The sequence below is a fragment of the Xenorhabdus sp. TH1 genome, from assembly GCF_037260955.1.
Taxonomy (GTDB): domain Bacteria; phylum Pseudomonadota; class Gammaproteobacteria; order Enterobacterales; family Enterobacteriaceae; genus Xenorhabdus; species Xenorhabdus griffiniae.
In genome coordinates, this window is record NZ_CP147734.1 from 2,102,126 (window position 1) to 2,125,750 (window position 23,625).

The following is a 23,625-nucleotide window of genomic DNA, read 5'->3' on the forward strand; positions in this document are numbered from 1 at the left end:
ACCCATATGATTTTTTAGGTACTGTCATTTATAGGATTTACTTATGCACATGGACCTTCACTCTCCTGATTCACTGCGCCAGCTTATCGCTGGCCTGTTTAATCAAAAAAATATTTTGGTGGGCGATCATGATGATTTAATTCGCCATGGGCTGGATTCAATGCAAATCATGGCATTGCTAAACCAGTTTAGACGCCAGGGCCATCGTGTCACTCTGCGCGAACTTTACCAAAAGCCAACGCTGTATGCCTGGAGTCAGCTTCTGCAACGCTATGCCCCTGTCACTCATACAGTTCCCCAAGAAACAACGCCACAGCCACGGATTGTTGATGCGAATCCATTCCCATTGACGGCGGTACAACATGCTTATTTTGTTGGGCGTTCACCGGAGCAAACGTTGGGAGGTGTGGGTTGTCATTTGTATCATGAGTTTGATGGTATCGGGCTGGAGCCTGAACGACTGGAAGCGGCTATTCACCTACTGATCCAGCGCCATCCGATGTTACGTGTGCGTTTTTTGCCGGATGGTCGCCAGCAAGGTATGCCCCGCGCTTACTGGAAAAAATTAACGGTTCACGATCTCCGCCATCAGTCCATTGATGAACAGCAACAAGCGCTGGATAACATACGTAACCAATTAAGCCATCGTGTATTACGGGTTGAAGAAGGGGAAACGTTTGATATTCAGCTTAGCCTGTTTGGCGATAAACAACATCGGCTACATACTAATATCGATCTGCTGATCATGGATGCCGCCAGTTTTAGCCTGTTCTTTACCGAACTGGCGGCATTAATTGCCAAACGCAGCCTGCCTGCCATTTCTTCTGACTATGATTTTTGCAGTTACCTGACACAATATCAGGCTCAATTTAAGCAAGCCCGACAGGAAGCAGAGGAATTCTGGCGTAACCGATTAGACACCTTGCCACCTGCCCCTCAACTTCCTCTGGCCAGAGATCCTTCTCTGATAAAAAATGTTCGGATCCAGCGCAGGTGTTTTCGTTTATCGCCTGAACATTGGGAACGTTTTAAACAACTCGCGCAACAAAATGGCGTGACGCCAACGATGGCATTGGCGACGGCATTTGCCGCTTTATTGTGCCGTTGGAGCAATGCAACACGCTTGTTGTTCAACCTGACGCTATTTGACAGAGCTCCGCTGCATAACGCGGTTGACAACATTCTGGCCGATTTTACCAATATTTTGCTGTTGGACATCCCCGGCGATAATTTACCGTTCAGCCAACTGGCTCAGGATGCACAAGCAACATTTACCGAGGCTTACGAGCATCGTCACTGGTCTGGTGTCGAAGTTCTGCGTGAACTCAAGAAGCGAGGTAACCACCCACATGGTGCACCGGTTGTGTTCACCAGCAATTTAGGCCGGCCTTTATATGGTGAAAATACCGGTGATGTCCTGGGAAAACCAAGCTGGGGAATATCACAAACCCCCCAGGTATGGCTGGATTTTGTTGCCTTTGAACATGAAAACGCCCTGAACATCCAGTGGGATAGCAACGATGAACTTTTCCCTGACGGCCTGATGGATACGCTATTCACAACCTATCAAGGGCTGATTGAAAACCTGACGGAAAACGCAACACAATGGCACGAAAAATTACCGGATCTGATGCCTGGGTCACAATACCGTCTGCGACACCAAATTAATAACACGGTTGAACCTTTACCTAATGCTTTGTTGCATGAAGCGGTGTTTACACAAGCAGAACGCACACCAAATGCTGTGGCTTTAATAGCCCATCATGAACAAATAAGTTATGGCGACCTCAGTCTGGCCGCCCGCCGATTAGCCGCCGTACTGCAAAAAGCGTCGGTTATATCGGGAGATCGCGTTGCCATTAGCATGGAAAAAGGCATTGGACAAATTGTCGCTGTGCTCGCTGTACTTTATGCCGGCGGTGTTTATGTTCCGGTTCCCGTGGATCAACCACTAAGCCGACGTCGCGCTATCTGTGAAAGTGCCGGAATCAATGTCGTGATTATTGATCCTAAGCAGCAGAATAATACCTGGTCACAGGATATACATTGCATTTCCTGGCACCAAAATGAGCCGTTACTGCCCTTAACTCACATGGCTAAGCGCGCGGTGACTGATCCGGCTTATATCATTTATACCTCCGGTTCAACTGGTATGCCAAAAGGTGTGGTGATTAGCCATCAAAGCGCACTGAATACCTGTCTGGATATCAATCGCCGTCATCAAGTGCAAAGCCATGACCGTTTACTGGCACTCTCTGCCCTGCATTTCGACCTCTCTGTGTATGACATTTTTGGCATTCTCAGTGCAGGAGGCGCACTGGTCTTAATTGATGAAGCACAACGCCGCGATCCATCAACCTGGGAAATGCTGATCGAGCGTCATCACGTTACGTTGTGGAACAGTGTACCGGCACTGTTTGATATGTTGCTGACCTATTGTGAAGGGATGGAGGTTGATGCCCCGAAAACACTTCGTACTGTGATGTTGTCCGGGGATTGGATCGGTTTGTCACTGCCTGAGCGTTACCGTGCGTTCAATCCTGATGGTGTATTAAGTGCAATGGGCGGCGCAACGGAAGCGGCTATCTGGTCAAATGAATATATCGTGAAGGAAATTGACCCGCAGTGGCGTTCTATCCCTTATGGATATCCTCTCACTAACCAGCGTTACCGCGTAGTTGGTGAAGATGGCCGTGATTGCCCTGACTGGGTTGTCGGTGAACTGTGGATTGGGGGTGCTGGTGTAGCGCTAGGCTATTTTAATGATGAAGAACGCACGGCTACCCAATTTGTCATTGATCAGGGAGAACGCTGGTATCGTACTGGAGATCTGGGTTGTTATCACCCCGAAGGCTGGCTTGAATTTATGGGACGCCGTGATAGCCAGGTGAAAATTGGGGGTTACCGGATTGAACTGGGAGAAATTGATGCCGCCCTCAGTCAAGTAACCGGTATCAGTAAAGGTGTTGCCTTAGCCCGTGGTGAAAAAGAAAAGTCTCTGGTGGCATTCCTGGAGTTGGAAGGTGATACTTTATGCCAACGCATAAATCGTGCCCCACAATTACCAACACACTATCGTGATCTGTTCCCTGCAATGCAGGCAATAACCGATGATAATCATCATGACGAAGTTGCGCCATTCCTGCTTGAACACCTGTCGCATTACGGCATTACATTGACTTCACCGCAATCGCTCACTGATTGTCTGACGCAATATCAACCTCAGCCGGAATACCATCACTGGTTTGCCCGTATGCTGACGTACCTTTGCCGATGCAATTTATTGACTGAACCTGCACATCATATCTATCAAGCTGGATTACCAGCCACCTCATTCAGTCATAAAGCAAAATGCATTCCTGCACGCTGGCATTCTACGCTGCGTAATATTCTTACCGGACAGCAGGCAGCCGTCACATTACTTGATGATCCGCAATTTGCACCGGAGCAACTGCTCTTTGCCCAACCAGAAACCCAGCAATGGCTGGCAGGGTTGAAACACGTCATCATTGGCCTGTCCCAGCGGTTACAACGCCCCGTTACTTTGATGGAGTTCGATGCCCGCAGCGGCCTCTGTGCTCAGTGGCTGGCAGAACATATCACTGACCAACATCTGTCTTATATCGGCTTTGAACGTTCTCAGGCTCTGATTAACCAGATGCAGGCAAGATTAAGTGGCTATACTCACGCATCAGCACAATATTGGTCTGAGAAAAACCGGCCAGAATCGCAACAACATCAGGCAGATATCATCCTGCTAAACAATGTATTACACCGTGAGGAGGACCCAACACGTTGCATCAAAGCGTTGCTTCCACTGGCACAGCCGGGAGCGTTGGTATTGGCAATGGAGTTGCAACAAGCCTCCCCTATTTCCCTGATTACCGCTGAGTTACTTTCACCCCAAGGCATTCGGTTACGTTCTGCGGCAGAGTGGTTATCTCTTCTTCCATTACATGCGGAAACACCGATTACTATCGGCAATTTGAGTGTGTTGTTGATGCAAACAAGTGACAACGTCACCATACCTGATCGGGAAAAAATTAAATCCGCTTTGGCACAACATTTGCCAGGGTATATGATCCCACAGAGCTTGCATGTTATCCCGCACCTGCCCCTGACTCCTAACGGCAAAATCGACCGCAAGGCGCTGGCACAATCTCTTCAGTTCGCCACAAAAACAGCTACAGCGACGCCTCAGCCTGAAATAACCTCACTAAATGCGGTGGAGCAAACCGTTGCCGATAGTTGGCAACGCCTGCTAAATACAGAGCAATTGGGCCGTAACAGCGACTTTTTCCAACTTGGCGGTGACAGCCTTTTAGCTACCCGTTTGATTGGTGACCTGGCACAACAAGGCTTCAAAGGCGAACTCAGTCACCTGTTCCGTCACCCGCAATTGGCGGCGTTTGCCTCAACACTGACTTATTTATCTGAAACTGCATCAGAAGCCTATGCAATACCCGAAGAGCAAGATGAATATCAGCCTTTCCCATTGACCGAAGTTCAGCAAGCTTATCTGGTCGGACGCTATCCTGGTTTTGCTCTAAGCGGCATTGGTGCACATTTCTTTATCGAATACCGGATAGAACAATTAGATGTTCAGCGCCTGAATCGAGTGTTAAATCGCCTGATCCAACGTCATCCGATGCTCAGGACAGTTGTGATTAATGGACAACAACAGATATTGCAAAATGTCCCGCTTTTCTCCGTTAAACAACACCGATTTGCTGATATGGCTGAAGCAGACACCTTACGCGACCACCTGTCACATCAAGTATTAGATGTCAGTCGCTGGCCGGTGTTCGATTTCCAACTTGCACAAGACAACAGTCCAGTTTCCCGACTATTTGTTAGTCTGGATAACCTGTTATTAGACGGGTTAAGTATGCAGATATTGCTGGCTGAATTAGAGCAGCTATATCTCAACGAACAGCACACATTACCGCCACTGAAAGTGACATTCCGTGATTGTGTATTACGCCAGCAACAAATGCCGGTACACCAGCGTTCACTGCAATACTGGCAAGAGCGAGTGAAAACATTGCCATTGGCCCCGCAATTACCATTGCGTATTGCGCCAGAAAATGTCCAATCTCCGCATTTTGTGCGCTATAGCGATCGGTTATCTGCACAGGAATGGGAGCAGTTAAAACAACAGGCGGCCTCCCACCAAATAACACCTTCTGCGCTCCTGCTTGCCGCTTATGCCACCGTTCTGTCCGCATTCAGTACCAGACCGGAGCTAACCCTTAATCTGACGCTGTTTGATCGCCCACACTGGCATGAGGATATCAAACATATTCTGGGTGATTTCACCTCATTGTCACTACTGGCCTGGCATCCAGAGAAAAACTGGTTATCAAGTGCGCGTCGGCTGCAACAACAGCTATGGCAAGATCTGGATCACCGCCATATTTCAGCAATCAGAGTGATGCGCGAACTGGCACAGCGCCGTGATCCCAACGCTGCCGTTATGCCAGTCGTTTTCACCAGTGCGTTGGGAACCCATGAAGGACAGTTCCTGTCACGTTCATCATGGATGAAACCGGTTTGGGGGATCTCGCAAACGCCACAAATCTGGCTGGATCACCAGGTTTACGAATCTGACAGTGAACTTTGCCTGAACTGGGACGCAGTCGAAGAATTATTTGAGCCACACCAGTTACAAAGCATGTTCAACAGCTATATGGCGCTATTGCGCACTCTCGTTGCACAACCGGAAAGTTGGCATTCAGCTTTAGAGCAATTGCTGCCACGCCAGCAAGACACAGTCGTTACAGATAATCCTGTTGTGGCGATGGCACCATCACGCTTAGAAGGCGCCGAGCCACAAATATGCAGTGAAATTCAACGCCTGTTTTTATCTGTAACCCAGTGTCCGATAAATGCACAACAGAACTTTTTTGAGGCAGGAGCCAGCTCGTTACAGCTCATTCAACTGCATAACAAATTACAACATGCGGGCTTCCAGCATCTTGCTGTTACTGATTTATTTGCCTATCCGACACCCGAAACGCTCAGTTTGCGTTGCCGTAAAGAGACACCCGACGGAAACCACCCGTCGATTACCCTTCGTCAACGTCAACAACAAAAGCGTCTGCAACAACGGGAAAAACGTCATAAAGGAGCTGTACAATGACTAACTTAACGCCTCACTACGATAATTGCGATCCCATCGCAGTGATTGGCCTTGCCTGTCGTTTTCCGCAGGCACCAGATAGCGATACTTTTTGGCATAACCTGCAACAGGGGATTGAGTGTACGACGACACTTTCCCGTCAAGCATTATTGGATGCAGGTATTCCTCCTGAAGTCATTGATAGTGAAAACTTTGTCAATCAGGCGGCAATACTGGAAAACGCGGAACAATTTGATGCCACACTGTTTGGCTATTCGCGTCAGGAAGCAGAAATGCTCGATCCTCAACAGCGTCTATTCCTACAAACAGCCTGGCACGCGCTTGAACATGCCGGTTATGCGCCACGAAATATCGCCCTGAAAACCGGTGTCTTTGGTAGCAGCCGGATCAGTACCTGGCCTTCGTGGTCACAGTTTGCGATGACCGATGTTGGCAAAGTGAAAGGGTTACAGGCATTAATGAGTAACGATAAAGATTATCTTGCGACTCGTACTGCCTATAAATTAAATCTGAAAGGGCCTGCCCTCACCGTACAAACAGCCTGCTCAAGTTCACTGGTTGCCGTACATATGGCTTGCGAGAACCTGCGTTCCGGTGAGTGTGACATGGCTCTGGCCGGTGGTGTGGCGGTTTCTTTCCCACAAGAGAGTGGTTACTTGTATCAACCCGGGATGATCTTCTCACCTGACGGGCATTGTCGTCCTTTTGATAGCCAGGCAAATGGCACCTACGGTGGCAATGGTGTTGGTGTTGTTGCATTGAAACGTCTGAGTGATGCCTTACGCGACGGCGATCCCATCATGGCCGTATTGCGTGGCAGTGCCATTAATAACGATGGCAACGAAAAAGTGGGCTTTACTGCACCTTCAGTGAATGGCCAACGCCGTGTGATTAGCGAAGCATTACAACTGGCTGATGTCGGCATTGATGACATCGGCATGATTGAAGCACATGGCACAGGAACACCCCTTGGTGATCCCATAGAAGTTGATGCATTACGCACTGTATTCTCTGACCGCAGTGGAGCAGTTCCGCCTTGTTACCTTGGCTCCGTGAAAAGCAATATCGGCCATCTCGATACTGCCGCAGGCATTGCCAGTTTGATCAAAGCGGTTCTGTCCGTCTGGCATGGTTACATTCCTCCAACAATCAATGTACAGCAACCCAATCCGGCATTACGGTTGCAAGAAAGCCCATTCAGGCTGGCAACACAAGGACAACGTTGGACGCAAGAATTACGAACTGCCGGCGTTTCTTCATTCGGTATTGGCGGCACCAACTGTCATATTGTGGTGCAATCATTGCCAACAGAATTACACCGCCGTGATGTCAATCATTCACCAACAGCGCCGTTGCTGCTCTCCGCGGCTTCTGAATCCTCATTGCGTCAATTGGCACAACGCTACGCGACTGCGCTCAATAATACCCCTGAACGTTATGCCGATCTGGCCTGGACTGCCTTACAAGGGCGCGATATTTCACTGCCCTGGCGTTTAGCGCTGACAATATCACCACACGATATAGGGAAAAATGCGGCCAGTTTATCCGCTTTTGCAGGCAATATACCAACACCGAACATTTTTAGCGGACAAGCTAAGAATGAAAACAAGCAATTGTGGCAATTCAGCGGTCAGGGATGCCAATGGCCTGGCATGGGAAAAGCCATGTATGCCAGCTCTCCGGTTTTCTCCGCCATGTTAGATCGTTGCTGTGCGGCCTGTGCTTGCGAGTTAGCGCTGCCATTAAAAGCCGTTATGTTCGGCGAGCATGATGCTGCATTAGCGACTACCGAATATGCACAACCGGCCATTGTGGCACACCAAATTGCATTGGCAGCCCATTGGCGTGCACTTGGGCTCAAACCGGATTATGTCCTCGGGCATTCCGTTGGTGAATTCGCAGCTGCCGTTGTTGCCGGAATTTTTACGCCTGAACAAATCATGCCGCTGGTCGCCGCTCGCGGCAAACTGATGCAAAACTGCTCCCAGGGAGGAGCAATGCTGGCAGTCTTTGCCAACGAAGAAGATATTTGTCCTGTTACTGATTCATTATCTTTGGATCTGGCGGTTTGCAATGGCCCACAACACTGGGTTTGGGCCGGCACTGAGACAGAAATTGAGCTTCTGGCACAACGTCTGGCACAGCAGCAGATCCGCTGCCAACGGCTTAAGGTTGCCTGTGCCGCACATTCAGCCATGCTTGATCCTGTTCTGGCAGACTTTTCCCTGTATTGCAGCCGGTTACAACCTGCATCGGGAGAAATTCCGCTCATTTCTACTTTGACAGCCAATCTGGCAAGTGATGAGCAATTAGGTTCACCAGATTACTGGTGTAACCATATGCGCCACACGGTACGTTATCACCAGGCCATCGAGTTTGCCCGCCAGCAAGGTGTTGCACTGTTCATGGAATTTGGGGCTGATGCACAACTAACAGGGATCGGACGACGTGGCAGTCTGCCACAGGAAACCTGGATTGCGAGTACACATCGTCAACGCTCCCCAGAGGCAGCTCAACAAACGGCACTTATGCAACTTTACTGTGCCGGTGCGCATCTTGACTGGCCGCATCTTTTCCCCTTTGCCGGAGTAAAATGCCATGCGCCACTCTATCCATTTGATGGGCAGCATTACAGCTTCTCTGCAACCGAATTACCTGCCAATAAAACCGGACAATCTTTAGCCAATAGCCTTATTGAGCTTGATGTCAATTCCCTGCTTGATCCTGCCATTGAGCAAAACCCTGATGCAGCGATATTGCGGGCATTGTATACCGATGCATTGATATATCAGTGCCATGGGCGTGACGCTGAACAAGGTTTCAGTGCCATCGACACCATTCGGGCTGGTCGGCTACAACCCTGCTGGCGTCCGTTGCTGGAGCAGCTATTAACCCACTGTGTACAGCAAGGCTATTACCAGGAAATTTCCGTTCCAGCGGTAAGTAAAATATATCGTCCTTACCGTGCCTTGCCTTATGCCAGACGCCGGTTATTGGAGGCGCGTTTATTCGCGGCTTTCCCGGCACTAATTTATGCTGGTGAGCGCCTATTCGCTCTGTTAAGTGATCGTGCTGATCTGCCTCGTCAATCAATGGCACCCCAAACGGTGGCAAAAGCCTGGCTTCCCGCCCCCCAACCATGCCCTGATACTCACTATGTCTTGCATTGGCGCCCAATAAACACCGCGGATAGACAGAAATCTTCAACGCCCTATACGCTTCGCTCTTCAACAGCAAATAGCGAGACGACAAGTCATTGGCGTCAGGCCGGTATTCATTTACAACCTGAAAGTGGCAATACGTTATTGCTGCTCGCAGGCAATGATGTTGCAGAATTATGTGATCAGGTTATTCATGAACTAAAACGCGACGAAACAACACCGTTAACCGTTATAACCAGCTGCGCTCAACCAGAATCCACCTTGTTAAAAGAGGATATCAATCCCGCCCAATATGCTATTTGGGCCTTGCTGCGTGTTGCCGTTGAAGAATACCCCCATCGTCGCATTCAGGCGGTTGATATCGCTGATGTCAACGACGCTGACGCGTTATCATTCGCACTTGGCTATCTGGATGAAGGCCATCAAGTGCACAATCGCTGGCTGCGAGTACGTGGAAACCAAATCGCTGTCCCTGTTTTACAGCGCCAGCCATTACCATTATCACCGCAGCCGGTATCCATTCCTCATCAGGGTTGGCACATTATTACGGGTGGAATGGGCGGTATCGGTCGCATTTCCATTCGTTGGTTGCTATCCCAGGGTGCGCGCAAAATTGCCGTGTTTGCCCGCCGCAAACAGGCTGATTGGGATGATTTTGTGCAAGAATTGTCATTGAATAACGAATGTGAAATACGTTGGGTTAACCTTGATGTCACTGATACGTCAGCCTTGCTAAATGCGGTGCAAACTCTGGCACAAGAAGATCGTATTGCTGGCGCGATCCATGCCGCAGGCATTGCTGACCACACCCCGCTGGCAAAACTTGAGCGTCAACACCTGTCACAAATATTATCCGTCAAAGCTCACAGCGCATCGGCACTGCAAACTGCGCTCCAACAACATCATGCACAGTACCTGCTGTTGCACGCATCTGCTGCATCAATGCTAGGTGCCCAAGGGCAAGGTGCTTATGCAATCGCCAACGCTTGCCTGGAATCCTTAGCGCTGACAGCACCAAATCAATTAATGGTTAAAACGTTGGTTTGGGGCGTTTGGGGTGGCATTGGTATGGCCAGCGACCGACGGTTGGTAGAAAAACTGGCGCAAGATGGCATGTTACCGTTCAGCACAAATGAAGGTATCTGGCATCTCAACCAATCTTTGCATACTTCATCAGCTTGCTATCTGGCAATGCGGTTAGATGAACATCACCCTGATATTTTGCGGCGCTTACAGGCTGGTGTGTCCGATACTACCTCGTCACTTTCTGCCGATAACACGTTGTATCAGGACAATGAACAACGGCTTAACTGGCTGCGTCAGCATGTTGCAACATTATTACGTCTGGAACAAATTGAACATTTAGAGCCGCACCAAGATCTATTGCAATTCGGTTTGGATTCCCTGCTATTCCTGGAGTTAAACGCGGCGATCCACCAGCAATTTGGCTTTAGGTTGACCGCAGGTTTGGCTTACCAAAATATGACGCTGGCGGGGCTTAATACGCTCATTGGCGATGCCCTGCCTAAACAGCCTGTCACCTCTTCCCAGCCAGCGGTAATTGTTGACAGCGCCCAGCACCACGCCCCCTTCCCTCTGACACCCATTCAGCACGCCTACTGGATTGGTCGTACACAGGCCATTGATTTTGGGGGTGTTGCTTGTCATGTCTTATTTGAATGGGATCTGGCACTGGATAGCTTTGATATCCCGCGTTTTGAACAGGCATGGAATGCGTTGATTCAGCGTCATGGCATGTTGCGCATGATAGTCGATGAAGACGGGCAACAAAGAATATTGCCGGAAACATCGTGGTATGTTCTGTCTCAGGCTGATTTGCGTACACTGGATGATACCGCCTGCGAACAGGCATTAGCCCAGCGTCGCCATACTCTCTCCTACCAAGTACCACCGGCAGAACAGTGGCCACTGTTTGACGTCTCTGTATCACTGCTACCGAATGAACGTTGTCGCTTACATATGAACCTGGATCTGTTGCAGTTTGATGTACAGAGTTTCAGGATCATGATGGATGATCTACAACTCGCTTATCATCAACAACCTCTCGCCCCACAAGCATTTACTTTCCGCGATTATGTGATGGCAGAACAAGCGCAACGTGAAAGTAAAGAGTGGCGGGCATCATGGGCATACTGGCAGGAACAACTACTTTCATTGCCACCGGCGCCACGATTACCGTTGGCGCCACAATTGCCCCAACGTAGCCAACCACAATTCACAACTTATGAAGGTCGATTGGCACAATCTGACTGGCAATGTCTCAAACAAAGCTGGAAAAGATGGGGAGTTACCCCTTCTGCAGGTCTGTTGACGCTGTTTGCCCATACCCTTGAATGGTACAGCCGTCATCCGCTGTTTACGCTCAACCTGACATTCTTTAACCGGCAACCTTTCCATCCAGAGGTGCAAGAGCTGATTGGTGATTTTACCTCGGTGATGTTGATGGATTTTGATTTACGCAAGACAACGTCCCTACGAGCCAGCATGGAAAAAACCCAGGCTTTGCTCTGGCAACGGTTGAGCCATAGCCATGTCAATGGTGTTGAGGTATTGCGGGAACTTGGCCGCCAACAAAACGGTGAAACCCAAAGCAGGCAGCCGCTGACACCGGTCGTTTTCACCAGTATGTTAGGAATGGCACAAGAAGGCGTCGCTATCAAACAATCCATCACCCAATTACTGGGCGATCCGGTCTTTGTTCTGAGCCAGACGCCACAAGTCTGGTTAGATCATCAGGTCATGGAAGTCGATGGTGATCTGCTGTTTAACTGGTACTGCATGGATAATGTGTTAGAGGCAGGTGTTATTGAGTCACTGTTTGCCGCTTATAATGCACTGTTAGTGCAAATTTGTCGCCAGCCTGAACACATGGCGTATTACGACCTGCATACGCCACCATCTGGTCATACGCGTTATGACTTCTGGCCACAACACCCTGAATTGCGTCAAGCCGAACATTATCTGCGTACTAAGCCTGAAATACGGTTGGCAGAAATTCAGCCACGTCAGGATGATACACAAGGTTACAACCTGTGGTTGGTTGCAGAAGATCATTTGCCCTTATCACTGCCAGAACCACAGGTTATCAACACCGATACCTTACCGCTCCCCACGTTAGCAGAACAACAAGCGTTTGAACGCTCCTGGCAACATATTGAGCAACAAGCATTATTTGGCCTGAGCCAAACTTTACTGCGCCATAACTTATTCACTGCTGCACAACAATATCACTCTCGTGCAGAGATTGAACAACGCTTACAACTGGCACCACAGTATCAACGCCTGCTGACTCAATGGCTGGCACTATTCAACAGCCAGGGATTTATTGAAAAAATCGCTGACGGATACCGTTGTCTGCAACCACTTAGCCATGTTCCGGCTCCTACAGCAAAACTGGATGATGCACAGTGGTGTCAAACCATCAGCCGATATATAGCAACCTGTATCGAACAACATGACAGCCTGCTTGCCGGACGTGGCAATGCATTGGAACTGCTGTTTGCCGATAAACAAATCACTGCCAGCCTCTACAGTGAGAACCCCGCATTACGTTGCCTGAACCAGGCTGCCGCTGAAATTGTCCGACAATTGAGCCAGACATCCGAACATTTCACTGTACTGGAAGTCGGAGCAGGAACCGGTGCAACTTCAGAGAAGGTATTGGCACACAATGCACACGCCATTCAAAACTACCATTTTACTGATGTTTCACCACTATTCCTGGATGACGCACGCCAGTTACTCCATCACTACGGCGAAACGGTAAAATTTGCCCTGTTTGATATTAATCAGCGTATTGATTTTAGTCAGCACCCAGCATCCGGTTATGACCTGATTATGGCGGTTAACGTATTACATGATGCGCTCCATCTGAAGAATACCCTGCGACGCCTCTCCCGATTATTGAAAGCCGGCGGATGGTTGCTAATTATTGAATCAACCAAACGCGAAAGCGCCATGCAACTCACCAGTGTCGGATTTATTGAAGGTATTAACGCCTGGGTTGATGATCGCGGTGATGATCATGGTAATAGTGCATTGATGGAACTTGCGGGTTGGCGTAATTGCCTGACGCAGTCCGGTTATCGGGTTTCATTAGAATGGCCGGGGCAAAACGGGCCTGAACTGCATCAACAACTGATCCTGGCACGAGCTGAACAACAAGCACGGCTTAATATCAGTGAAATAACCGCCCAATTTTCTACCTTGCCTTACTCATTGCATATTCAACAGCAAGAGCAATTGCCGTTGATAGTGACAGCGAAAGAGAGCATGGTACAACCGTTAATCGCGGAAACCGGACAACCAGACACAGAAGATGGTCAGCTTCATGAGATTGAACAACAAGTCATTGCGCTCTGGCGTTCACTGCTGCCTCAGTCAATACAGCGCCACAGTGACTTTTTCCAAAGTGGCGGTGACAGCCTGATTGCCACCCGAATGGTCGTGCAACTACGTCGTCAGGGTTACGAACAAGCCAATCTACAACAGTTATTCGAACATCCTAAGTTGAGTGAATTTTGCCGTACTCTGCGGGTAACCGAACCCCATCCAGAGACACTTGCGATATCGCAGCAAACTGAGCCTGCATCTGAGCAAATTTTGCCACTGACCGCACTGCAATACGCTTATTGGTTGGGAGAGAGCCAACTGTTTCAATTTGGTAACGGTATCGCTCATTTCTATGCTGAGCTGGCTATCAACGGGCTTGATCTGCCTCGTTTTACCCACGCCTGGAACCGTGTGATAAACCATCATGCGCAACTACGTGGTTATGTGAAGGATGGGCAATATCATATTTTGCCGCAAGTTCCCCGCTATACACCGACAGTTATTGATTGCCGTGCCATGCTGCCGAATGAACGCGAGATGCAACTGCATCATGCCCGCGACACGCTACGAACTCAAGGCGTTCCCAGCGACAACTGGCCGCTGTTTGATTTAACCCTGTACCATACCGATGATCGGACGCATTTATTGCATTTGACCATCGACCTGTTGGTTGCGGATGGTAAGAGCCTGACGTTAATCCTGCGCGATTTACACCATTGGTATCAGGAACCTGACTGGCAGCCAGCGCCACCGGCAGCAACAATTGGCGACTATATTCAGGCACTGGAGAATGAAGAAACCGGAGAAACCTGGCAACAAAGCCGGCAATACTGGCTTGATCGCTTACCTTCGTTGCCGGATGCTCCGGTGTTACCACTGCAAGATCACCAGTCACAGCAACTCAATCAACAGTGCCTGACCGGACATATCAGCCTACAACAATGGCAGCGTTTGCAACAGCGTGCAGCAGAATACCGCATATCACCGTCACAAGTGATGCTAACGCTATTTACCCATGTTTTATCCGTGTGGAGCAGTAACGAGCATTTTACAATCAATGTCCTGCATGGTAACCGCCTGTTAATACCTCAGTATTGCGATACGTTAGTCGGCAATCTGTCTACCACATCATTGCTGGAAGTGGATCTGCGTAATATCACAGGGTTTAGTGAGGCTGTAAGCCGGATACAGCGGCAATGGCTGGCCGATCTTCAACACGCGCTGTTTGACGGGCAACGGGTACTCAGGGAGAAAAACCAACATCGCCACAACCTCAACGCGGGTATGCCAATTGTATTCAACGATACAACCGGCACAGCGGGTAAAGGACCAGCAGGGTTGGGAACACTCAATCTTTTTGGTGCGCAAACTCCCCATGTTTATCTCGACTGTATGTTAATTTCCGGCACAGAAGGTGGTGTCACCATACAATGGGCGATCTTGCCACAACTGTTCCAGCCTCAGGTTGCGGAAAACATGTTTGCCCATTATCAAGCGTGTATCACTGCCTTGCTCGAACCGGATTACTCATGGAATACCCCGCTGCCTGACTGGCTGCCAGCAAGTGATCGCGCTTTGTGCCAGAACAGTAATGCGACAAAAAACGTGTTTCCATCACACACGCTCTGCTCGCTCATTGAACAGGCAGTAAATCGTTACCCACAACGTACCGCTGTAGTTGATACCTCTCGTCAGATTGACTATCGCACTTTGTGGTCACAAAGCCTAACACTGGCAGCCCATCTGCAAGCACAGGAAAATCAGGCTTCATCCCTGATTGGTGTGGTCATGGAAAAAGGCTGGGAACAGGTTGTCGCCGTTCTTGCGATTTTATTCGCAGGACGGGCTTATCTGCCTATTGATGCCAGTTATCCGCAACAGCGGATCCACCAGCTATTGGCATCAGGGAAAGTTGATACTGTACTGACGCAACCTAAGTTTGCTCAACAGCTGAATTGGCCTGAACATACCCATGTCATCTCTCTGGATGAAACATGGCTCAATCACTTACCTGTCACCGAAGCACAACGTTTAGCTGTACACCCCGAAGATTTAGCTTATGTCATCTTCACCTCCGGCTCGACCGGAAAACCAAAGGGCGTAATGATAGACCATCAGGGTGCTGTCAACACGATCTTGGATATTAATCAACGCATTGCGCTCAATGAGCACGATAGCGTATTGGCAATATCAGAGTTAACCTTCGATCTTTCCGTTTATGACCTCTTTGGCACATTGAGCCGTGGGGCAAAACTGGTTATTCCTGCTCCTGGAGACACTAAACAACCTGACAAACTGCTGGCATGGTTACAACAAGAATCGGTCACTGTTTGGAATTCCGTGCCAGCATTTGTGCAACTGCTTGAGGAATATGCCCGAAGCTATTCTCATTCTCTAAATAGCCTGCGTTGGATATTGATGAGTGGTGACTGGATACCCACCCATTTGCCGGCAAAATTGTCTGCCCTTCGCCCTGCGCTTAACCTGCTCAGTTTGGGCGGCGCAACCGAAGCATCAATATGGTCTATTGCTTATCCTATCGCACACGTCGAGCCTCATTGGAGCAGCATTCCCTATGGCAAGCCTTTGGCTAATCAGACTTTCTATGTGCTTAATTCAGCATTGTCACCTTGTCCGGTCTGGGTAACCGGCGAGCTTTATATTGGTGGACGTGGACTTGCCTTGGGTTATTGGAATGATACAGAAAAAACGCAACAAGCCTTTATCATTCATCCCCAAACAGGTGAGCGGCTCTACCGTACCGGTGATTTAGGTCGCTGGCGGCCAGACGGTAATATCGAATTTCTGGGGCGCAATGATCACCAGATTAAAATTCGGGGTTACCGGATTGAACTGGGCGAAATCGAGCATCGCTTATGTGAACACCCTGACATACAACAAGCGATAGTCTTTGCGCATACGACGTCAAACGGAGCATTGCAGCTCGTCGCCGGCTTACGTTTAACCGATACTGCGCCAATATCTGCCGAACTGTTACCGATACTGCCGCACTGGTTGCAGCAAACCTTGCCAGTTTGGATGTGTCCACAGCGCTTTATCATTCTCGATACGATACCTGTATCCGACAACGGTAAAATCGACAGACCTACATTAATAACTCTGGTTGAAAAAGTGCAAGAAAATGACTCAGCACCATCAGTGACTCTCAGCGCGACAGGACAAACGGTATTAAACCTTTGGGAAGCCGTATTAGAGCAACAAGATATTAACGTGCATGAAAGTTTCTTTACTCTTGGCGGGGATTCTCTGGCAGCAGTACGCTTAATGGTGCAAATCAATCAGACATTTAATCGCCAATACCCGCTCAGCCTGTTGCAAACTTACGATACCGTACATTCACTGGCGGAATTTATTGAGCACCACCCAGAAAATACGTGTCAAGGCGTGATATTAAACAAAGGGAACATTGCACGATCTACCTTAGAACGATCCACCTTAGAAGACTCCACCTTGTTTATCGTCCATCCAATTGGTGGGCACCTGTTGGGATACCGTCATTTGGCTGCCAATTTTGACGCCCAGCGCATGATTGGCCTGGCATTTGCGCCAGAAAGCATGAATACCGATAAACCTTCTGTCGTTGCGCTGGCCACGGATTACATCAGTCAAATCCGTAAATTCCAGCCTAAAGGATCTTATGCACTGGCGGGTTGGTCTTTCGGTGGATTAGTGGCTTATGAAATAGCCCATCAATTACGTGCTGCCGGTGAAAGTGTTTCCCATTGCATCCTGATTGATAGTTTCGCGCCGAATGTGCGCACGGATCTGACGCTGGATGATACATGCTGCCATCGTCATTTCCTGCTCGATTTACAAGGACAATTCCCTGGGCTGGAGCTGGATAACAGTGCTATCACAGCAAACACGGAAACCTTCCTGCAAGCATTGCACCAAGCCTTACCGCAATCTGCACAGATGGATAACTCACTGGCTGAGCTTTACGCCATCTGGCAGCATAATCTGCGGGCATTGCTTGACTATTGTCCACCACAAACTTCACAACCTTTCAGCCTTATTCGGGCAAGACAGGCATTGCCTGATTTTATGGATTACCTCGATTCAACAACCATTACCTCAACTGATCTTGGCTGGCAGGCTTTCGGGCCAGTCAATGTGACACAGCTTGATGGTGATCATTACAGCCTATTCCACAAACATGTCGGCTCTCTGGTTGCGTGTCTGAAAAACATCCTGAGTTTAGCTCCAACTGTTAAGGAGAACATATGATAAAGCTACGGCGGGTTCTGATTGTCGGTTCAAAATTTGGTGAACTGTATCTTAATGCGTTTCTACAGCCTCGGTCAGATCTGGAACTGGCCGGAATTCTGGCGCAAGGAAGTCCTCGTTCACAACAACTTGCCCGCGATTTCAATGTCCCCCTATTCCGTTCATTGGATGAATTGCCGGATGATATCGATATTGCCTGTGTGGTCATACGCGCAGAGGTTATTGGTGGCGAAGGCGACCAATTAACTCAGGCGTTATTGGCACGGGGCATTTCGGTCATTCAGGAACATCCTCTTGATGCAGAAGCGATCAAAAGACACCAATCAACAGCTAACCAGCATAATGCGATGTTTTGGGTAAACAGCTTTTACAGCCAATGTCAGGCTGGCAGAAGTTGGTTACATGCGGCTCATCAAATCGAGCAATTATCACAGCAACGTCCGGTAAGTGGCTATCTGGCAACCAGCCGCCAGTTACTTTTTTCCGCCCTTGATCTGTTGTTACAGGGCTGTCATTGCCCGGAACAGATTGAGATAGCTTATGTAGGTCAGCGGAACAATGCATTTCATCGCTTTGAACTCAGCATAGCGGGAACCACAATAACGTTAGATGTTCAATCCTATCTGGATCCCAGGGATCCCGATATGCACAACCTGGTCATGCATAAAATGACGCTAATTTGGCCGGCCGGTTATCTGACGCAGGAAGCCAGCTATGGACCGGTTATCTGGACACCGGTTCTTCATGCACCAAACCATCTGAATAATGAACAGAGTCTTTACCTGAATGCCGGCCAGCCGGAAGGCGCTTATCTGCACCAGACAACATCACAAATTCTTTGTCCGGCAACGCAAAATTGGATGACTGCATTTGAATGTGATGGTGCCGAAGGTGTGGCACGCCTCCTCAATACCTTGAATTCAGTATTGAATGGGGCATTCTGCCCCCCTGCTTTTAGCTACGATTACCAATTGCGGCTGGCAGGCTTGTGGCAACAAATTTTACGCATGATGGGAGAGCCGGTTACTCAAGAGCTACAGCCACCCGTCTGGATTGATCCAGCCCAATTGATGCTAATTAAGGAAGAAAACTGATGACGTGGAAACTTCCTGTCCATCCAATGATCCGTCCATGCCTGACGACGCATAGCAAACCTAAATATACGCTGCTCATCTGCCCCTTTGCTGGGGGCAGTACCAGTGCATTTCGGAATTGGTCCACATTGGAAGATTCCGATATTGCGGTTTCACTGGTGATTTATCCCGGACGTGACGGCCGTATGAATGAACATGCTGTTACCCGCATTACGCCATTGGCTCAGTCGCTTTCTGATGTGATCAGATCGTTGACTCCCGCACAGAGAGAAAACCTGATACTGGTCGGCCACAGCATGGGAGCGCAAGTCGCTTTTGAAACCTGCCGACACCTTGAACAACATCTCTGTGCTCCCAAGGCATTGGTACTTTCGGGATGTCATGCCCCTCATCTTCAATCCCGCCGCAAACTGAGTGGATTGCCTGATCATGAATTCATTGAACAACTGATTGATATTGGCGGTTGCAGCCCGATTTTACGGGAAGATCCTGAACTACTTGCCCTGTTCTTACCCATGTTACGGGCTGATTTTTTTGCTACAGAGCACTATTACCACGCTATTCAGCCGGATTCAGTAAAACTACAAACCCCCACATTGTTGCTTTCTGGCACTGAGGACAAAGAAGCTTCCGCTGTGGAAGTTCAACAGTGGCGCCATTGGCTTGCAAGTGACAAACAAAATCTTGCGGATTGCTGCCAAGAAATTGCTGGCGATCATTTTTACATTACACAAAAACCACAGAATTTTATTCTTCAGGTTACCCAATTTATGCAATATGTTTATTCAAAGGAGTTCGCATAATGGCACCTTTTTCTATCCCAGAGAACACACTGACGATGACGCCAAACTATCTTTGGAATGGCAAAACCCTGGATCAACAGCTTGCCGGATGGTCTAGTATCTGGGGGAATAAAACAGCGCTGATCTATCAAGAACAGCGGCTCACTTACCATGAACTCCATCAAGCTGCGGAAAGGCTGGCGAGCGGTTTATATCATCGTGGAATACTCCGTGGTGATAACGTTATGGTACAACTGCCTAACCGTATCTCCTTTGTTGTCACCTGTTTTGCTTTGTTTAGGCTAGGCGCTCATCCAATATTATTAATGCCTACCCAACGGGCACATGATGTTCATGCGCTTTGCCAGATTGCCCGTCCGGTGGCTTATATTATCCCTGATTGTATCCACGGCTTTGATTATCGGGAAATGGCACGGGAAGTTGCCGCATCTTGCCCCGAACTGAAACATATTATCGTTGATGGAGAGGCAGAAGAATTTATCCCATTCACCGCTATTGAGGATGAACCGCTCAATATTATTGGCCCAAGTTATGGTGATATCGCCGTACTTCTGCTTTCCGGCGGAACGACAGGTACACCAAAACTAATCCCACGTACTCACGATGCCTATACCTATGATTTTGTGCTCTCCGCCCGTCTGTGCGCAGTCAATACTGAAAGCGTCTATTTAGCGGTATTGCCTGTTGCACATAATTTCACGTTAGGCAGCCCTGGGATCCTGGGTACGCTTTCTCAGGGAGGGTGTGTACTCCTCAGTGATACTGCGAGTTGTGATGAAGCCATGCCATTGATCGAAGAGCATAAGGTAACACACTTAGCATTAGTTCCGGCTCTTGCACGGCTCTGGGAACAAGCGCGAGACTGGGAACAAAGCGACCTTTCATCCTTGCGCTGCTTACAAGTTGGTGGTGGCAGGCTCACACCGGAACTGGCAGCACAAGTTATGGCGCGCCTTGGTCCTTTACAACAAGTCTTTGGTACAGCGGAAGGATTACTGTGCTATACCCGATTAGACGATCCTTATGAGGTTATCATTAACACCCAAGGGCGCCCATTGTCAGAAGAAGATGAGATCAAAATTGTTGATATCAATCTGCAACCCGTTGCATCTGGGGAAGTCGGTGAACTGATTACACGAGGTCCCTACACCATTACAGGGTATTACCGTGCTGAACAGCACAATACCGTCGCTTTTACCACGGATGGATTCTACCGCACAGGCGATTTGGTCCGCATCAGACCAGATGGCAACCTGATCGTTGAGGGACGGATTAAAGAACAGATCAACCGCAGCGGTGAAAAAATTTCAACGCTAGAAGTTGAAACATTGCTGCTGCAACACCCAGATATTGATGACGCCGTTGTTATCGCTGTCCCAGACGAACTATTGGGTGAACGCATTTGTGCTTGCCTGCCAAACAGTGCCAGCCAACCCGATCCTGCACTCATACAAACATTCTTGCATCAGAAGGGTGTTCAGCGTCATAAAATCCCTGACCAATGGTTATTTGTGGCGTACTGGCCATTAACTGCGGTAGGAAAAATCGACAAACGCCAGTTAGTACAGATGGCACAAGCAGAAAATAACCACCTGATGCAGCAATATCATGAACACACCATGGCTATTACCAGCATTCCGTTAGATCTGGTTACCCATTTACTTGCCGATAATGATGCACAACCTTGTACGCTCTATGAAATGAAAGGTGAATGGTCATTGGGAATAGGTTGCGCCGCAACCATAAGTGCAGATGCATCGGGGCAATTGATTGATTCACAAGGCCATCATCATCCATATGATATCCATACATTAAGCCAAAAACTTGAACAAGTGCTCAACGCGGTTCCAATTAAAGACTGGCGTGCTTATGGCAAAACATTATTTGAGTTTTCCCATATGACGTATGGAATGGCAATAGAAAACCAAGATGAAGCGTTAATCAAAATTACTATTCCACAACATGAATTACGCATAACTCAAGGGCAGGTGCTGATACGAACACTGGAAGAAGCGCAACTATCTATATTGAGTGAGAAAGTCAAACAGGCTGATCAATTAGGCACACCAGTTTTCTCAGATACAAAAGAGATAGACATTATCAATACAGCAGACGCGGCAAAACATTATCAAGACAACGTTGCCAATGCAGTTAAGGATATTGCCGCAGATCACTACCAAAAAGTGATCCTGTCACGCCGAGTCGAGCTTGGTTCAAATATTGATATTACACACAGTTACTGGCTGGGCCGTCGGACTAACACCCCTGCCCGCTCTTTCTTCTTACGTGATGGAGATTTCACTGCTTACGGTTTCAGTCCAGAAACCGTCGTTGAAGCCGAAAGTTCGGGTTGGGTTAATACCCAACCGTTGGCTGGCACCAGAGCATTAACACATGACAAGGAGCAAGATCAGAAACTGCGAGCCGATTTACTTTCTGATCCGAAAGAAATTTCCGAACACGCGGTTTCGGTTAAACTTGCATTAGAAGAATTAGCGCCGATTTGTCAACCAGAAACGCTTTGTGTCTCAGAATTTATGGCTATTCGTGAACGTGGTTCGGTACAACATTTGGCATCACGAGTAAAAGGGTTGCTACACACAGACAAAAACCGCTGGGATGCATTTATTGCCTTATTCCCGGCAGTCACCGCGTCAGGGATACCGAAAAAACCTGCTTTACAAGCCATTTCTCGTTATGAAAATGAACCACGCCAGCTTTATAGTGGTTGTGTCATGCTCCTGGATAGTACAGGTAAACTGGATGCCGCATTGGTATTACGCTCCCTCTACCAGCATAAAGGACGCTGCTGGCTTCAGGCTGGTGCTGGTTTGGTCAGAGATTCAAGACCAGAAAGAGAATGGCAGGAAACCTGTGAAAAACTTGAGTGTATTATGAAATATGTTCGCCCTTATTCCAGCAAAGAAGATTAAACGTTTATTAGGATAGGCTACCGAGGGAAAACCAGATATCACTCTGGTTTCCCTACGTTAAAAGGATGTACACCCACCATCCAACAACGCCTGTTCATTACAACGACGACCGTTCGCCAGCTGGCAAACAGGAACTTGGTGACCATTCAATTGCTTGGTTAATGCCGGAATTCCCCCTGCATCAGAACAACTTTCACTGGCATCTTTACTCAGATAAATACCCAGATCAGAATATTGATAGTGTTTGTATCGGCTTGATTGATGGCTGCTGCAACCTGCCAATATAGCACCTACCAGCAACAATTTGACAAGGATAACTCCCCGCTTTAACCGCATATTTTCTCCCGTTTACTTATCTGATGAGGGTATATACCAATCGCCTTTCCAGATGCGCCTTATATCTCCCCGCGTAGCGGGAGATATAAACAATCACATTGATTTGCCAGCGGCAACTTGAAGTTAGATTGGTATAGCTCAATGCCCTGTACTTTTAGAAAACAAATTGATGACTAAAACACCGACAATAATAAGAAGAATACCGATAATTGCCGGTAAATCCAATTTTTGCTGGTACAAAAATATACCCGCAATAGAGACTAAAACTATACCAAGGCAAGACCATACAGCATAAGCAATCCCCAAAGGCATCACCTTGACAACTTGTGATAACGCCCAAAATGATAAGCAATATCCCATCACCACAACAACAGACGGCACTAAGCGAGTGAAACCATCGGCTGTTTTTAACATTGTTGTTGCTATCACTTCAGACAAAATTGCGATAAACAAATAACCCCATACATTCATCTTGCTCACCAAGCCAACGTTATAAGACAGGCCAAATTCAAAAAAAACCGCTTAATCTACCATAACTTAAAACAGAATACCTTA

7 protein-coding genes are annotated in these 23,625 nt (G+C 48.3%); 5 read left to right on the forward strand and 2 right to left on the reverse strand.

The features are described from left to right. Positions 1-43 precede the first annotated feature (43 nt). The 5 genes from WDV74_RS09315 to WDV74_RS09335 are packed head-to-tail and all read left to right on the forward strand — an operon-like array spanning position 44 to position 22,734. Positions 44-6,142 (forward strand): amino acid adenylation domain-containing protein, encoded by a 6,099-nt coding sequence (locus WDV74_RS09315; protein WP_338882443.1) that lies wholly within the window; start codon positions 44-46, stop codon positions 6,140-6,142. Next, positions 6,139-17,904 carry an amino acid adenylation domain-containing protein gene (locus WDV74_RS09320; protein WP_338882444.1) on the forward strand — a complete coding sequence of 3,922 codons (11,766 nt, stop codon included), beginning with the start codon at positions 6,139-6,141 and terminating at the stop codon, positions 17,902-17,904. The genes WDV74_RS09315 and WDV74_RS09320 overlap by 4 nt, the downstream gene beginning before the upstream one ends. Continuing rightward, on the forward strand, positions 17,901-18,998 hold the full coding sequence (locus WDV74_RS09325; RefSeq protein WP_338882445.1) for a Gfo/Idh/MocA family oxidoreductase: 1,098 nt from the start codon (positions 17,901-17,903) through the stop codon (positions 18,996-18,998). Before WDV74_RS09320 ends, WDV74_RS09325 begins: the two co-directional genes overlap by 4 nt. Then, positions 18,998-19,801, forward strand: a complete 804-nt coding sequence (locus tag WDV74_RS09330) for an alpha/beta fold hydrolase (protein WP_338882447.1) — start codon at positions 18,998-19,000, stop codon at positions 19,799-19,801. Before WDV74_RS09325 ends, WDV74_RS09330 begins: the two co-directional genes overlap by 1 nt. Before the next feature lie 35 nt (positions 19,802-19,836). After that, positions 19,837-22,734 carry a salicylate synthase gene (locus WDV74_RS09335; protein WP_338885571.1) on the forward strand — a complete coding sequence of 966 codons (2,898 nt, stop codon included), beginning with the start codon at positions 19,837-19,839 and terminating at the stop codon, positions 22,732-22,734. 57 nt (positions 22,735-22,791) lie between these two features. On the opposite strand, the gene WDV74_RS09340 is transcribed toward WDV74_RS09335, so the two are convergent. Together WDV74_RS09340 and WDV74_RS09345 are read right to left on the reverse strand one after the other, a co-directional pair. Further along, positions 22,792-23,070 carry a DUF333 domain-containing protein gene (locus WDV74_RS09340; RefSeq protein ID WP_273558166.1) on the reverse strand — a complete coding sequence of 93 codons (279 nt, stop codon included), beginning with the start codon at positions 23,068-23,070 and terminating at the stop codon, positions 22,792-22,794. 138 nt (positions 23,071-23,208) lie between these two features. Then, positions 23,209-23,541, reverse strand: coding sequence for an SMR family transporter (locus WDV74_RS09345; RefSeq protein ID WP_273558167.1), 333 nt, complete (start codon positions 23,539-23,541; stop codon positions 23,209-23,211). Positions 23,542-23,625: the final 84 nt, after the last annotated feature.

Bases quoted from the DNA above. Each gene is read 5' to 3' on its own strand.
- WDV74_RS09315 (WP_338882443.1), top strand. From the start codon at position 44: ATGCACATGGACCTTCACTCTCCTGATTCACTGCGCCAGCTTATCGCT.
- WDV74_RS09320 (WP_338882444.1), top strand. From the start codon at position 6,139: ATGACTAACTTAACGCCTCACTACGATAATTGCGATCCCATCGCAGTG.
- WDV74_RS09325 (WP_338882445.1), top strand. From the start codon at position 17,901: ATGATAAAGCTACGGCGGGTTCTGATTGTCGGTTCAAAATTTGGTGAA.
- WDV74_RS09330 (WP_338882447.1), top strand. From the start codon at position 18,998: ATGACGTGGAAACTTCCTGTCCATCCAATGATCCGTCCATGCCTGACG.
- WDV74_RS09335 (WP_338885571.1), top strand. From the start codon at position 19,837: ATGACGCCAAACTATCTTTGGAATGGCAAAACCCTGGATCAACAGCTT.
- WDV74_RS09340 (WP_273558166.1), bottom strand. From the start codon at position 23,070: ATGCGGTTAAAGCGGGGAGTTATCCTTGTCAAATTGTTGCTGGTAGGT.
- WDV74_RS09345 (WP_273558167.1), bottom strand. From the start codon at position 23,541: ATGAATGTATGGGGTTATTTGTTTATCGCAATTTTGTCTGAAGTGATA.